The 13,895-nt window shown below is 42.9% G+C and carries 16 protein-coding genes; all 16 read left to right on the top strand.

Annotation, left to right across the window (positions count from 1 at the left end):
• The first annotated feature begins 138 nt into the window (after nucleotides 1-138).
• Complete coding sequence (glyA, locus tag BLQ60_RS00095; protein WP_092614261.1) at nucleotides 139-1,392, top strand: serine hydroxymethyltransferase; 1,254 nt, start codon at nucleotides 139-141, stop codon at nucleotides 1,390-1,392.
• Nucleotides 1,393-1,607: 215 nt separating this feature from the next.
• Complete coding sequence (locus BLQ60_RS00100) at nucleotides 1,608-2,219, top strand: nitroreductase family protein (protein WP_092614264.1); 612 nt, start codon at nucleotides 1,608-1,610, stop codon at nucleotides 2,217-2,219.
• Between the two features lie 146 nt (nucleotides 2,220-2,365).
• Nucleotides 2,366-3,469 (top strand): NAD(P)H-dependent glycerol-3-phosphate dehydrogenase, encoded by a 1,104-nt coding sequence (locus BLQ60_RS00105; protein ID WP_092614267.1) that lies wholly within the window; start codon nucleotides 2,366-2,368, stop codon nucleotides 3,467-3,469.
• 161 nt (nucleotides 3,470-3,630) lie between these two features.
• On the top strand, nucleotides 3,631-4,089 hold the full coding sequence (gene sixA, locus BLQ60_RS00110; RefSeq protein WP_092614270.1) for a phosphohistidine phosphatase SixA: 459 nt from the start codon (nucleotides 3,631-3,633) through the stop codon (nucleotides 4,087-4,089).
• Between the two features lie 61 nt (nucleotides 4,090-4,150).
• Nucleotides 4,151-5,329 (top strand): type II secretion system protein GspL, encoded by a 1,179-nt coding sequence (gspL, locus tag BLQ60_RS00115; protein WP_092614273.1) that lies wholly within the window; start codon nucleotides 4,151-4,153, stop codon nucleotides 5,327-5,329.
• Nucleotides 5,330-5,341: 12 nt separating this feature from the next.
• Nucleotides 5,342-5,830, top strand: a complete 489-nt coding sequence (gspM, locus tag BLQ60_RS00120) for a type II secretion system protein GspM (RefSeq protein WP_244515913.1) — start codon at nucleotides 5,342-5,344, stop codon at nucleotides 5,828-5,830.
• Nucleotides 5,831-5,965: 135 nt separating this feature from the next.
• Entirely contained in the window at nucleotides 5,966-6,562 is a 597-nt protein-coding gene (locus BLQ60_RS00125) for a 6-pyruvoyl trahydropterin synthase family protein (protein WP_092614279.1), read from the top strand.
• 202 nt (nucleotides 6,563-6,764) lie between these two features.
• Entirely contained in the window at nucleotides 6,765-7,535 is a 771-nt protein-coding gene (gene ung / locus BLQ60_RS00130; protein ID WP_092614281.1) for a uracil-DNA glycosylase, read from the top strand.
• A 15-nt stretch (nucleotides 7,536-7,550) separates the two neighbouring features.
• Nucleotides 7,551-8,669, top strand: a complete 1,119-nt coding sequence (locus tag BLQ60_RS00135) for an enoyl-CoA hydratase/isomerase family protein (RefSeq protein ID WP_092614284.1) — start codon at nucleotides 7,551-7,553, stop codon at nucleotides 8,667-8,669.
• A gap of 21 nt (nucleotides 8,670-8,690) precedes the next feature.
• Complete coding sequence (gene tadA / locus BLQ60_RS00140) at nucleotides 8,691-9,221, top strand: tRNA adenosine(34) deaminase TadA (RefSeq protein WP_092614287.1); 531 nt, start codon at nucleotides 8,691-8,693, stop codon at nucleotides 9,219-9,221.
• Between the two features lie 43 nt (nucleotides 9,222-9,264).
• A complete protein-coding gene (locus BLQ60_RS00145) occupies nucleotides 9,265-9,714 on the top strand; it encodes an SRPBCC family protein (RefSeq protein ID WP_244515914.1) in 450 nt (149 codons plus the stop codon).
• Between the two features lie 47 nt (nucleotides 9,715-9,761).
• Entirely contained in the window at nucleotides 9,762-10,445 is a 684-nt protein-coding gene (cmk, locus tag BLQ60_RS00150) for a (d)CMP kinase (protein WP_092614290.1), read from the top strand.
• Between the two features lie 132 nt (nucleotides 10,446-10,577).
• Nucleotides 10,578-12,263 carry a 30S ribosomal protein S1 gene (gene rpsA / locus BLQ60_RS00155; protein WP_092614293.1) on the top strand — a complete coding sequence of 562 codons (1,686 nt, stop codon included), beginning with the start codon at nucleotides 10,578-10,580 and terminating at the stop codon, nucleotides 12,261-12,263.
• A gap of 150 nt (nucleotides 12,264-12,413) precedes the next feature.
• Nucleotides 12,414-12,719: an integration host factor subunit beta gene (locus BLQ60_RS00160; protein ID WP_092614296.1), complete on the top strand. Its 306-nt coding sequence runs from the start codon at nucleotides 12,414-12,416 to the stop codon at nucleotides 12,717-12,719.
• Nucleotides 12,720-12,794: 75 nt separating this feature from the next.
• A complete protein-coding gene (locus BLQ60_RS00165) occupies nucleotides 12,795-13,148 on the top strand; it encodes a lipopolysaccharide assembly protein LapA domain-containing protein (protein ID WP_092614299.1) in 354 nt (117 codons plus the stop codon).
• Nucleotides 13,149-13,210: 62 nt separating this feature from the next.
• The gene (gene pyrF / locus BLQ60_RS00170) at nucleotides 13,211-13,891 is read left to right on the top strand and encodes an orotidine-5'-phosphate decarboxylase (protein WP_092614301.1); all 681 of its coding nucleotides are present in this window, start codon (nucleotides 13,211-13,213) and stop codon (nucleotides 13,889-13,891) included.
• Nucleotides 13,892-13,895 lie beyond the last annotated feature (4 nt).

Below are 13,895 nucleotides of genomic sequence, written 5' to 3' on the forward strand. Positions count from 1 at the left end.
CTACAATGTGCGCCAAATTTTTATATTTTTACTGTAGTTGATTTTAATTGTTCTTGATTGCTTTTGATTATGATTAATTTTGACTGTGGTAATTGACTCGAAGCCGAAACATTTTTCGACCACATAGGAAACTTGCCCATGTTTGCCAATATCTCGATTGCTGAATTTGATCCAGAATTAGCGAAAGCGATTACCGCTGAAGACCAACGTCAAGAAGCGCATATCGAATTGATCGCATCTGAAAACTATACTTCTCCAGCCGTGATGGAAGCGCAAGGCACTAAGCTCACCAACAAATACGCAGAAGGCTATCCAGGCAAGCGTTACTACGGTGGTTGTGAAAATGTCGATGTGATCGAACAGTTGGCGATTGACCGTGCGAAAGCATTGTTTGGCGCAGACTATGCCAACGTGCAACCACATGCAGGTTCGCAAGCAAACTCAGCGGTTTACTTGGCTTTGCTTAATGCAGGCGATACCGTTTTGGGTATGAGCTTGGCGCATGGTGGTCACTTGACGCACGGTGCAAAAGTCAGTTTCTCAGGTAAAACGTATAATGCCGTTCAGTATGGCTTAAACCCTGAAACTGGCGAAGTGGATTATGACGAAGTTGAGCGTTTGGCACTTGAGCATAAGCCAAAAATGATCGTTGCAGGTTTCTCTGCGTATAGCCGTATCATGGACTGGAATCGTTTCCGTGAAATCGCTGATAAAGTCGGCGCATATTTATTTGTTGATATGGCGCACGTTGCGGGCTTGGTTGCTGCGGGTGTCTATCCAAACCCAGTGCAAATCGCTGACGTGACTACAACGACGACACACAAAACACTTCGTGGTCCACGTTCAGGTTTGATCTTGGCTAAAGCCAATGAAGAAATCGAGAAAAAATTACAATCGGCGGTATTCCCAGGTAATCAAGGTGGTCCGTTGATGCATGCGATTGCTGCCAAAGCGATTTGTTTCAAAGAAGCGATGTCAGATGAGTTTAAAACCTATCAGCAACAAGTGGTGAAAAATGCCCAAGCAATGGCTGAGGTATTGATTTCACGTGGTTTTGATATTGTTTCTGGTGGTACAGACAATCACTTGTTCCTATTGTCTTTGATCAAGCAAGACGTTACTGGTAAAGAAGTCGATGCTTGGCTTGGTGATGCGCATATTACAGTCAATAAAAATGCTGTACCAAACGATCCACGTTCTCCATTTGTGACTTCGGGCATTCGTATCGGTACACCTGCTGTGACGACGCGTGGTTTCGGTGAGCAAGAAGTGCGTGACTTGGCGGGTTGGATTGCTGATGTGATTGATAGCAAAGGTGACGAAGCAGTGATTGCAGAAGTACGTGGCAAAGTTGCAGCGGTTTGTGCAAAATTCCCAGTGTATGCAAACTAAATTCAGCATGCTCATGTGAGTACATTGATGCTCACATGCTGATTCTAAAATGTTGAAATAAAAAACGGTTAAGTAAAATGCTTAGCCGTTTTTTTCGTTGATTATATTCAAAGTTTTAGAGTTTATGGTATGTATCATACTCATTGCGAAATAGTCAAGAATTCCAATCTATGCTACATTCGTGTGATCGCTACACAACAACAAAGATCTTATTTATGTCCTCTGATTTTTCAACGTCATCTTCAGCAACTCAGTTCTCCCCAGATCAACTCTATGACTTTATCAATCGCCGTCAGTCGATTGGTTTGTTGGTAGAGCCTGCACCGAACACAGCACAGCTAGAACTGGCGATCGCAGCGGCACTCACTGCGCCTGATCATCATCGCTTGCATCCGTGGCGTTTTATCACCATTCAAGGCGAGCAGCGAATTGCCTTTGGTGAATTGTTAGCAAACAGTTTGGCAGAAGGTGGGGAAATTGATCCTGTGCAATTGGATCGGGTGAAACAACATCCAATGCGAGCGCCAATGATTTTGGTCTGCATTATGCAAGATCATCCACATCTCAAAGTACCACATTATGAGCAAGTGTTGAGTTGTGGTGCGGCGATTCAAAATCTGTTGTTGGTATTGCAGTCGCAAGGCTTTTCAAGCATGTGGCGTAGTGGGGCGGCAGCGGAGTCAGCACACTTAAAACGTGCACTCGGCTGTGCTGGCAGTGATGAAATCGCTGGTTTGGTGTATATCGGTACAGCGAGCAAAGAGATTGCGCCACGAACGCCATTAAATGTGGCGGATTTTCTCAGTGATTGGCAAAGTGAATCATGATTGAATGTTGAGTGTTGACTAAATATATAAAATTTGAGCAATTTCTTACATTATCGATTGGCTTTTCAGGCAAAAGATTTTTATAGTTTGCTTAAAGCGTTTTACTGCTGAAATTTCAGCACGATTGAGATGAATAAGGACAGCGTGTGAGCCAAGCCAATTTTAACGATGTATTAGCCCAATATCAGCAACAGCGTAATCAAGCGAAATCTGAACGTAAGGATAATAGCAATCTACGCATCACGGTACTTGGCGGTGGGAGCTTTGGCACAGCGATGGCAAATCTTGCCACACGTAACGGCTGTGACACCATCATGTGGATTCGTGACCAAGATGCCGCAAAAGAAATTCAAGAAACAAAAATTAATAAGCGTTATTTGCCTGATTTTAAACTCGAAGAAAAGCTTAAAGTCAGCTCAGACCTAGAAGCTTCGGTGAAAGATCGTGATTTGATTTTGGTGGCGATTCCAAGCCATTCTTTCCGTAAAGTGCTCAAACAAATTGCACCACTCATCACAGCACAAGCTGTTGTATCGCTAACCAAAGGCATTGAAAAAGATAGCTTTTGCTTTATGAGCGACATTATCCGCCAGGAGCTTCCAGAAGTGCCTTATGGTGTATTGTCAGGTCCAAACCTTGCCAAAGAAATTGTGCAAGGCATGCCTGCGGGGACTGTGATCGCAAGCCATTCAGAGCAACTCCGCAATGCGGTGCAAGGTGCGCTACATAGTGCATTGTTCCGTGTCTTTGCTAGTGATGATGTACATGGTGTCGAGCTTGGTGGTGCCTTGAAAAATATCTATGCTGTGGCGATGGGTATGGGTGCTGCCTACAATGTCGGTGAAAATACCAAAAGTATGCTCATCACACGAGCTTTGGCAGAGATGAGCCGTTTTGCCGTACGGTTGGGTGCGAATCCGCTGACTTTCCTCGGTTTATCAGGTGTAGGTGATCTATTTGCGACCTGTAATAGTCCACTCAGTCGTAACTATCAAGTTGGTTTTGCGCTTGGACAAGGCAAGTCTTTGGATCAGGCGGTTGCAGAGCTTGGACAAACCGCAGAAGGGATCAATACCATTGAGCAAGTCAAAGCGCGTTCAGAAGAACTTGAGGTCTATATGCCAATCACTTGTGCGTTGTATGAGGTGATTTTTAATCATGCGCCACCGTTAAGTGTGGCATTGTCATTGATGGAAAATGGACATCGTAGTGATGTGGAATTTGTCTTACCGCATCAATCTGAATCATGAATTAAAGTTTTGAGATTCAAATTTTGAGATTTAAATGTGCATGGGTGATAAATCATTTCTAATATTCAAAATATTGCTGTCACTAAAGTTTATCAACGATGGTTTAACATTTGAAATGTAGATGGTTGTAATTACTTTTCAACAATAAATAAGGAAAAATGATGAGATTGATTTTAGTGCGTCATGGCGAAGCTGATCCGAATCGCTTGGGTCTTGACTCAGCACGCCAACTGACTGAGCGAGGGCACAGACAAGCAGAGTTGACGGCACAGTATATTGCGGAACAGTTTAAGCCCGATTTATTTGTAGTCAGTCCGTATATTCGAGCACAGCAGACTTTATCTTATCTTCAAGCCAAGTTTGATGATGTGCCGACGCAAGTTTATCAAGACATTACTCCTGATGATCCAGCAGCGCCAGCGGTACAGTGGCTTGCAAAGCTCACTGAAGAAACGGTGGTCGTAGTCTGTCATATGAATATTATTGCCTATATTGCGGCTTTACTCACTGAAGACAGCCCTGAACCGTTCGATTTAGCGGAAGCAAGAGTATATGAACATCCTGCAATTATGATAGGATTGTCGCAAGAGCAATCACGGTTTGTACCACATGTGGAATAATGTGTTGATTTGCTAAATCATTTGGAATAAAACTGAAAATTAAAACGCATTAGGAAAGCATATGCTGTATTTGTGGATGCCTGAGGGTCAAGGCAAATGGTTGTGGCAAGTTGATGATCAAGGTTGGCAATTGGCTGACTCATTAGAACAATTGATTCAAACGGTACAGCTGACCTATCAACACAAAGAGGCAGTGGTTTTTTTTCCAAGTAACAGTGCGCAATTTTATAGTCAAACGATCAGCAAAGCGCAGTACAAACAGCTTGGTGTTACTGGCGTGCAATATTTAATGGAAGAATATTGTATTGAGCCGATCGATCAACTCGATATTTTCCATGAATTTCACAAAGATCAGCTGAATATCATGGCGATTTCACGGCTCACTCGTGAAACTTATCAGCAAAGTTTGGCGCTGATGCCGTGGCAATTTCAATCCTTATTACCAGATTTTTTGATTGCGCCTGAGCCTGAAATCGACCAAGTGAATATCGCTGATGTGTTTCAACATCGCATTTTTCGCTGGGCGAGATTGCGTGGTTGGCATGAACATGATTTGAATGTGCTGAGTTTATTGCCTGCGGACAATGTAGCAAAAATTAATCATTATTATCCTGCAGGAAGTGCGGTCAATAGTGCAGACAATAATGAAATGGATCAAGCGATGAGTACCATGTTTGTTGGGCAAGACGTGGAATTTATCCAAGCAGAATTACCTGCAATTGATCTAGGCAAATTCCGTCAACATCCATTTAATGCACTGAGTAAAACTAAAAAAGCCAAAACAGGATTTAATTATTGGAAAGCCTGTGCTGCATTACTTGCCATCTGTATCGTTACGCAAATCACCTATGATACCTTGCGTTGGTGGAAATATAAGCAACTCGCCAATCAAACAGCACAACTCGCTGTGGAACAATATAAACAGTGGTTTCCCAATGAAACCCGAGTCAATGAAAAGAATCTGCGCTCACAGTTCTCTGCAAAAATGAAATTGAACGCCAATGCGGACACGCAAGCATTGCAACTCATCAGTCGAGTCGGACCGATTTTGCAACAATCCAATATTCGTGCAGAACAAGTGCAATATCGTAATAATGGTTTGACGATGAATCTGCTTGCACAAAATAGTGATGCGTTGACTCGACTCACGGATCAATTTAAGCAACAAGGTTTTGCTGTGGAGCTAGGTGCGATTCGTAATCAAGGTAGCCAAGTGATTGGCATGGTCAAAGTGCAATAAAAAGGGAAAAGAATGATGAAAATGAACCTCAATGCACTCAGTAATCGCTTTGATCAAATCACAGAAACGATTCAAGCGAAACTTGATCAACTTCCACCTCGTGATCGTTTTGCCATTATTATTTTGACGATTTTTTTAACTGTGACGGCGATCGGGCTCATGCTGTGGTTTAGCCATAGTTCGGCAGAAAAACAGCAACAACGCCTTGTGGAAATGAAAGAAACCATTCACTGGATGCAAAGCAATGCAGTGAAAATGTCGAATCAATCGGCTGAAATGACGACTGCACGTGACAAAGTACAACGTGTATCGCAACAACTGGGTTTAAGAGTACAAAGCCAAGAAAGTAATAATCAATTGAAACTGATCGTGTCACATCAGAACTATGCCGTGCTTGCAAATTTCCTGACGCAACTTGCCCAGCAAGGCGTCACCATTGTCAGCCTAGATATGCAAAAACAACCAAGTGGCGAGATTCAACTGTCTACTACAGTACAGTAGCATAAGGTGTAATCAGAACGTTGTCTAAGTGCCGAATACGATCAGCACAATCGCTAAATCTGCGTTTACATCGGCATTGAATGCTTTATACTTAAAGGAATAATCTCGTTATTTGCCAAGTTGAATTGATTTATTATGCTGATTCGCAAGTTATTTAAGTTTGAAAATGCGCATATCGTCCGTAACTGTAGTTCAGATCGTTGCAAACGCTCGATTCATGGACACAGTTATAAGGTCGAGGTATTGTTGCAAGCGAATCGCCTTGATCATGGGCAGATGGTCTATGACTTTGGTTTGATGAAAGGCATTATTAAAGACTTAATTGATAGCTTTGACCATGCGATTACTTTTTGGGATAAAGATGACGCAGATTATGTGACCGCCTGTAAAAACTTTAGTGCACGTTGGATTGCCTTACCTGTTTCGCCATCGGCAGAGCAGTTTTCCCGAGTGTTTTTCTTCCTCGTTGATGCGGTGCTCAAACATACCAATATGCAAAATGGCGAAGGCGATGTCACACTGCATTCTGTGATCGTGCATGAAACAGATACAGGTTATGCGCAGTGTTTCCGTGAAGATATTGAAAATGTACAAATGGGCGAATTGTCCCTTGCCGAAATCGTGTTTTCTGAACAAGTGAAAAATGAGTGGGCAATGCCTGATATGTACGATCGCTTAAAAAATGGCGAGTTGTTCGACAATCCTCTGGTTGATTTGCAAGTCAAGGTTTAATATAACCGTTATCGTTTCTTTTTCTTTAGTCGTAGATTGCGTAAAAATCAGCATAGCAATTTGCACTGATTAAAAAATTTGCTTAAATTAACATCGTTTTGAGTGGTTTTTATGCGCAGGTAGCAATGACCATTGTGCATTGAAAAATTGACATTGAATACGTCACTCAAATGGTGTTTTTAAAAATTAGGGAAAGCAATCAATGCAGGATAGCGGGGCAACCGACCTTCAATTCTCAAGCCAAGATATCGCAACACAGTCAGCAAATGTGGCGCAAGATGATGCCCGTTTGTCACGGGTCAAAATCGATGATCGTTGGAAAGCGCCACTGTCGGAATTCTTGCTCAGTGACACCATGCAAAATTTACGTGATTTTTTGGCAGAAGCACAGCAAGACCAACAAATCGTTTATCCACCGAATGCACAGATTTTTCGTGCGTTAAATGACACGCCACTCGATCAAGTCAAAGCGGTGATTTTGGGTCAAGATCCCTATCACGGTGCTGGGCAGGCGAATGGTCTGAGTTTTTCTGTGAATAAAGGCATCGCTTTACCGCCTTCACTGCGTAATATTTATCATGAGTTGCGTACAGATTTGGGGATTCAACCACCAGCGCATGGCGATCTGAGCCAGTGGGCTGCGCAAGGTGTATTGCTTTTAAATAGTGTGTTGACCGTGGAACAAGGCAAACCAACATCACATCAAAAGCAAGGCTGGGAGCAATTTACCGATGCGGTGATTGATGTGATCAATGAACAGCGTCAATCGGTGGTGTTTATCTTGTGGGGCGCTTATGCCCAGCGCAAAGGACAACGCATCGATGACAGTAAACATTTGGTGTTAAAAGCGGCACACCCCTCGCCATTATCTGCCAATCGAGGCGGATTTTTTGGCTGTAAAGTATTTTCAAAAACGAATCATTATCTTCAATCTCAAGGCATTGCGCCAATCGACTGGCAACTCGACGCATAACGGAATATTGACATCATGACTGACTATATCAATCACCCTGATATTTTAGTAGAAGAACTGAAAAATGGCTGGTGGGCGGTGCGTTTAAATCGCCCAAAGTCGTTGCACGCATTAGATGAGCAGATCGTTATTGCTTTGCATTCGATTTTTGAATATTTACATAGCAATGATGCAGTCAAAGCGGTGTGGTTTGATTCTACTACGCCGAAAGCATTCTGTGCAGGCGGTGATGTGCGTAAGTTGCGCCAATTGGTGATTAATGAAGAAGTCGAGCAAGCCAAGGCATTCTTTCACCATGAATATGCATTAGATCGACTGCTGCATCATTATGTTAAGCCTGTTGTGGTCTGGGGTGAAGGTTATGTGATGGGTGGTGGGCTTGGTTTATTTATGGCAGCACCGTTTCGTCTAGTGACACCACATTCACGGCTTGCTATGCCTGAGATCAATATTGGACTGTATCCTGATGTCGGGGCGACACGTTTTCTTGCGGATCGAGGGGCAATTGGTTTATTCATCGGCATGACTGGCTCAATCATGACGGCAGCGGGTGCCTATAGTATCGGCTGGGCGACCCACATGTGCGAACAAGGGCGTGAGAATGTCCTTGGACGCTTGACCCACATTCGTTGGCAGGACTATCCTGCGGGCGATTATCGTGCCATTGATGATACCTTGAATAGTTTGCATCGTCCGCTGGCGGCAGGACCTTTGCAGGATTCACTGGATGTGATTCATAGCGTGTGTCGTGGTTCAGATTTTATGCAAGATGTACAAGCCATCAAAGGGCTGGCTACGGCTCGCAGTGATTGGCTTCGTCAAGCCAGTGAAAACCTAAGCAATGGCTCACCAACCACAGCAGCAATTACGTGGCTGTTATGGCAATGGGCGAAACAGCATCGTTCTTGGAATGATGTTTTTACCTTAGAAGAAGAAATCTCTGCATGGAAAATCCAGCATGCGGACTTCATTGAAGGAGTGCGTGCACGTTTGGTGGATAAAGATCTTCAGCCAGCTTGGCAGGCGCAGGATTATCAAACACTACGAGAGTTATTTCCACATTCTGTACCAAAGAGCGAACATATTGACAGCTGGAACGCATTACTGCGTCAATATGGTATTTTGATCGATTAGTCGCTGAGTTGTTTTTTTGCTATGCAAGACGCTGAATTTCATGAAAAACGGGATGTCGATACACATCAAAACATTGATGAACAGTGGATGCATCTTGCCTTAGCACAAGCCAAACTCGCCGAAGCGCAAGGGGAAGTGCCTGTTGGAGCAGTGATTGTGCACCAAGGGCAAGTCATCGGTCAGGGATTTAACTGTCCAATTTCCAGTAATGATCCAACTGCACATGCAGAGATTCAAGCGATTCGTCATGCTTGCCAAAATCTTCAAAACTATCGATTGCCAGAAGGCTCAACCTTGTATGTAACCTTAGAGCCGTGTACACAATGTGTTGGTGCGTTGGTGCATGCACGGATCAGTCGTGTGGTTTTTGCTGCAACTGAGCCTAGAGCTGGTTCTTTGGTGAGTGCCAGACAATTGATGAATGATGGCTTTTATAATCATTTTTTTGCCTTCGAAGGGGGCTGTTTGGCGGAGCAATCCGCTGAGCTACTTCGACAATTTTTTAAGGCTCGCCGTCAGAACAGCCAAGCAAACAACAAAATAAAACCGTAAAATGAATGGATTATTGTCTAAACCGATGTAAAGGAATAATGTTATGACAAAGAAATCGTCAAAAATGATTGTGATTGAACAAACTTTCAATCGTCCAGTAGCTGAGGTGTTTGACATTTTATCAAAACATGCCTCGTATAATCGTATTTTTAAACCGATTCAAGTGGTGCGTATTAAAGACTCGGCAGATCCACAGCGACCAGACGGCGTCGGTTCGGTACGCAAAATGGGTTTTGCTGCAATCAAACCGCTGCAAGAGCAAATTACCAAACTGATACCAAATGAGTTGATCGAATATAAAATCATTAATAATCCACTGGTACGCCATCATTTGGGACGTTTAACGTTTACTGCAATCAATGAGAATACAACGCAATTGGTTTACAGCATCGAGTTTGATGGTAGAATCCCTTTTTCGAGTCGTATTGTCTTATCGCAATTAAAACTTGCTGTCGGACGTGGTATGGCTGGGTTGGCAAAATCAATGCGATAAATTGATTTGCCTTATTTTTTGGATTTCTCCTTATTTTTGGATGTTGCATGTCTATACACATTATTACCATTGATGGTCCAAGTGGTTCAGGCAAAGGCACTTTAGCCACTATGCTGGCTGAGCATTATGGCTATCACTTGCTGGATTCAGGGGCGATTTATCGTTTACTTGGATTGAGTTTGTATCAGCGTCAGTTGCTTGATCAGTTGGATACGGCGCTCGATCAGTGTGTAGACGTAGCAAAAAACTTGGCGATTGAGTTTTTACCTAGCCTTGATGGCATCCGAGTATTACTTGACGGGCAAGATGTGACTGCGCAAATTCGTACTGAAGAAGTCGGCGCATTTGCCTCACAAGTGGCAGCGATTCCTGCGCTACGTGATGCATTATTACAACGTCAAAAAGATTTTGCACAAGCCCCAGGTTTAATTGCTGATGGTCGTGACATGGCGACTACGGTTTTTCCGCATGCAATTGCCAAAATCTATCTCACAGCTTCAGCACAATCGCGTGCAGAGCGCCGTGTAAAACAGTTGCAAGGTATGGGTGCTGATGCTAAAATAGACGCCATTTTAGCCAACATCGAAGCACGTGATAAGCGTGATAGGGAACGAACGGTTGCGCCACTTAAGCCTGCCGACGATGCCAAAGTGATTGATAGTTCAGCATTATCTATCGAACAAGTGTTCGAGGAAATGCGTCAATATATCGATCAGCAACTCGCTCAATAAGCACGAGTTCAGTGTTTGCTAATACATATTTAAATCAAGTTTTGGATTTGACGGTCAGTGCTAGGTCAAATTTGAAACTCAACGAAACCGCTCTTGAACTGATCCAAGGCGTTATTTATTACTAGGTATATCATGACCGAATCTTTTGCAGCCCTCTTTGAAGAAAGTGAATTAAATCTTAACGTCGAAAAGGGTGCAGTCATCCAAGGTGTTGTTGTTAGTATTGACGACGACTGGGTAACCGTTGACACAGGTCTTAAATCAGAAGGCGTTGTGGCTCGTGCAGAATTCTTAAATGAACAACGTGAGCTTGAAGTTGCTGTTGGCGACAACGTAGATGTTGTTGTTGAAGCACTTGACAATGGTATGGGTCAAACTGTTTTATCACGTGAAAAAGCAAAACGTGCTGAAACTTGGACGAAACTTGAAAAAATCTTTGAAGATGGTGAAATCGTTACTGGTCTCATCTCTGGTAAAGTCAAAGGTGGTTTCACTGTTGACATCGGTCCAGTTCGTGCATTCTTGCCAGGTTCATTGGTAGACACTCGTCCAATCCGTGATACTACACACCTTGAAGGCAAAGAGCTTGAGTTCAAAGTCATCAAATTAGATGCAAAACGTAATAACGTAGTTGTATCTCGTCGTGCAGTGATGGAAGCTGAATCTTCAGCTGATCGTGAAGCGCTACTTTCTCAACTTGAGGAAGGTCAAACTGTTACAGGTACAATCAAGAACCTTACAGAATACGGTGCATTCGTTGACCTTGGCGGTATCGACGGTCTTCTACACATCACAGATATGGCTTGGAAACGTATCAAGCATCCATCTGAAGTGGTAGAAGTTGGTCAAGAAGTGACTGTGAAAGTCCTTAAATTTGACAAAGAACGTAACCGTGTATCTTTGGGCTTGAAACAATTGGGTCAAGATCCTTGGATGGAAATCATGAGCCGTTATCCAAAAGGCTCTATCGTGAAAGCACGTGTAACCAACTTAACTGACTACGGTTGCTTCGCAGAAATTGCTGAAGGTGTAGAAGGTCTTGTTCACGTTTCAGAAATGGATCACACCAACAAAAACATCCACCCATCTAAAGTTGTTCAGATCGGTGATGAAGTTGATGTGATGGTACTTGAAGTTGACGAAGAGCGTCGTCGTATTTCGCTTGGTATCAAACAAACTCGTGCGAATCCATGGGAAGAGTTTGCGAAAAACAATGAGAAAGGCAACAAAGTATCTGGTTCAATCAAGTCAATCACTGACTTTGGTATCTTCATCGGTCTTGATGGCGGTATCGACGGTCTAGTTCACTTGTCAGATATTTCTTGGAATGAGTCTGGTGAAGATGCAATCCGTCGTTATAAGAAAGGTGACACTGTAGAAGCTGTGATCTTGTCTGTAGACGCTGAAGGCAACCGCATCAGCCTAGGTATCAAGCAATTGAACAGCGATCCATTCAATGATTTCCTTGCTGCTAACGAACGTGGTGCTTTGGTTAAAGGTACTGTGACTGCTGTTGATGCCAAAGGCGCAACTGTGAAGTTGGCTGACGAAGTTGAAGCACAGTTGAAAGCATCTGAAATCAACCGTGATCGCGTTGAAGATGCAACTAAATTCTTAGAAGTTGGTCAAGAAGTTGAAGCGAAGATCATCAATGTCGATCGTAAATCTCGTGCGATTAACTTGTCGATCAAAGCAAAAGACGAAGCTGAAGAGAAAGAAGCATTGAACAATGCACGTCAAGCGGCTGCACAAGCTGGTGGCGATGCCAATGGTCCTAAAACTTTGGGCGACTTGATCAAAGCAGCTCAAAACAAGTAAGTCATGTTGACTTTTAGTTTGTTTGTTTTTTACTAAAAGTTTATAGTTTTACTGTAAAAGGTGGCATTAGATACAGATCTAGTGCTACCTTTTTGTATTTAAACAGGTTATTATTTAAAATTAGAACATTACACATGGAGATGAGATCTCATGACAACGGAAGCATTAAATAAGTCCGATCTTATTGTAAAAATCTCAGAAAAAAATCCACATTTGGCAGAGCCCTTAGTAGAAGATGCCATTAAGATCATGATTGATCACATGATTGATGCACTTTCAAATAATCAACGTATCGAAATTCGTGGTTTTGGTAGTTTTGCATTACATCATCGTCAACCACGTGTTGGACGTAATCCAAAAACAGGTGAAAAAGTTCAAGTCGCAGCCAAAGCTGTACCGCACTTTAAACCTGGTAAGGCGTTACGTGATGCGGTCAATGAACAAGTTGCACCATAATTACTTGCACGAATTCATTTGATCTATCGATTTGAGTTAAAATACCAAAGTATGTAAACAATAAAGGAAAATGAAATGCGTATTTTTTTGATTGCGCTGACAGTGGCAATTTTTGCTTATGCACTGGGTTTGGTTTTACAAAACCCAGCTGAGCTTGCGGTGAATTTGTTATTTGTACAAGTTCCTGCAATGCGTCTCGGTTTATTATTATTACTGACTTTAGTGCTGGGTATCATTTTAGGCTTATTGTTGTTATCCATTAAAGTGATACAAAAAAGTTGGGAAATCAAGCGCTTGCGTAAAGACATTGATTATTTGCGTAAACAGCAGATCCAATCAGCACAAAATGCTGCAGCTGACGCCGCCGCTGCCGCAAGACATGAAAAAACTGTCTTGGATGTACATCCAAACGACAAAAGCCCTTTATAATGGGCTTTTTTTTCGTGTATTGATTTTCGCCATGATGTGGCGAATTTTTAGAGGTTGTCGTTTTGAGTATTATTGTTGCCTTAGATGCAAAAAGTCATGATCAAGCATTGGCGATGGTGGATCAGCTTGATCCAGCGCAGTGTCGTGTCAAAGTTGGAAAAGAATTATTTACGCATGCAGGTCCAGATGTGGTGAAAGCCTTGCATCAGCGTGGCTTTGAGGTTTTTTTAGATTTAAAATTTCATGATATTCCAAATACAGCTGCACAAGCGGTTTTGGCGGCTGCCGATCTGGGTGTGTGGATGGTGAATGTACATGCCAGTGGCGGACGCAAGATGATGCAAACCTGTGCTGAGCGTCTAGCACAGCATCAGCACCAAACCAAGCTGATTGCTGTGACGGTACTGACCTCCATGGGGCGTGAGGATTTGCGTGATATTGGTTTGGATATTGATCCGCAAGCGCAAGTATTGCGCCTAGCAAAACTCACTCATGAATGCGGTTTAGATGGTGTGGTGTGTTCAGCGCAAGAAGCAAAAATGCTACGTGCCGAAATTGGTGCAGATTTTGAATTAGTGACCCCTGGGATTCGTCCAGTCGGGAGTAGTGCAGATGATCAAAAACGGATTGTGACACCAGTGCAAGCAATGCAAGATGGTGTAACACATTTAGTGATTGGGCGTCCAATTACTCAGGCAGAAAATCCGAAACAAGTATTGAATGATATTTTTGTAAGCATTTAATCCT

The sequence above is a fragment of the Acinetobacter marinus genome, from assembly GCF_900096915.1.
In the GTDB taxonomy this organism is placed as follows: Bacteria; Pseudomonadota; Gammaproteobacteria; order Pseudomonadales; family Moraxellaceae; genus Acinetobacter; species Acinetobacter marinus.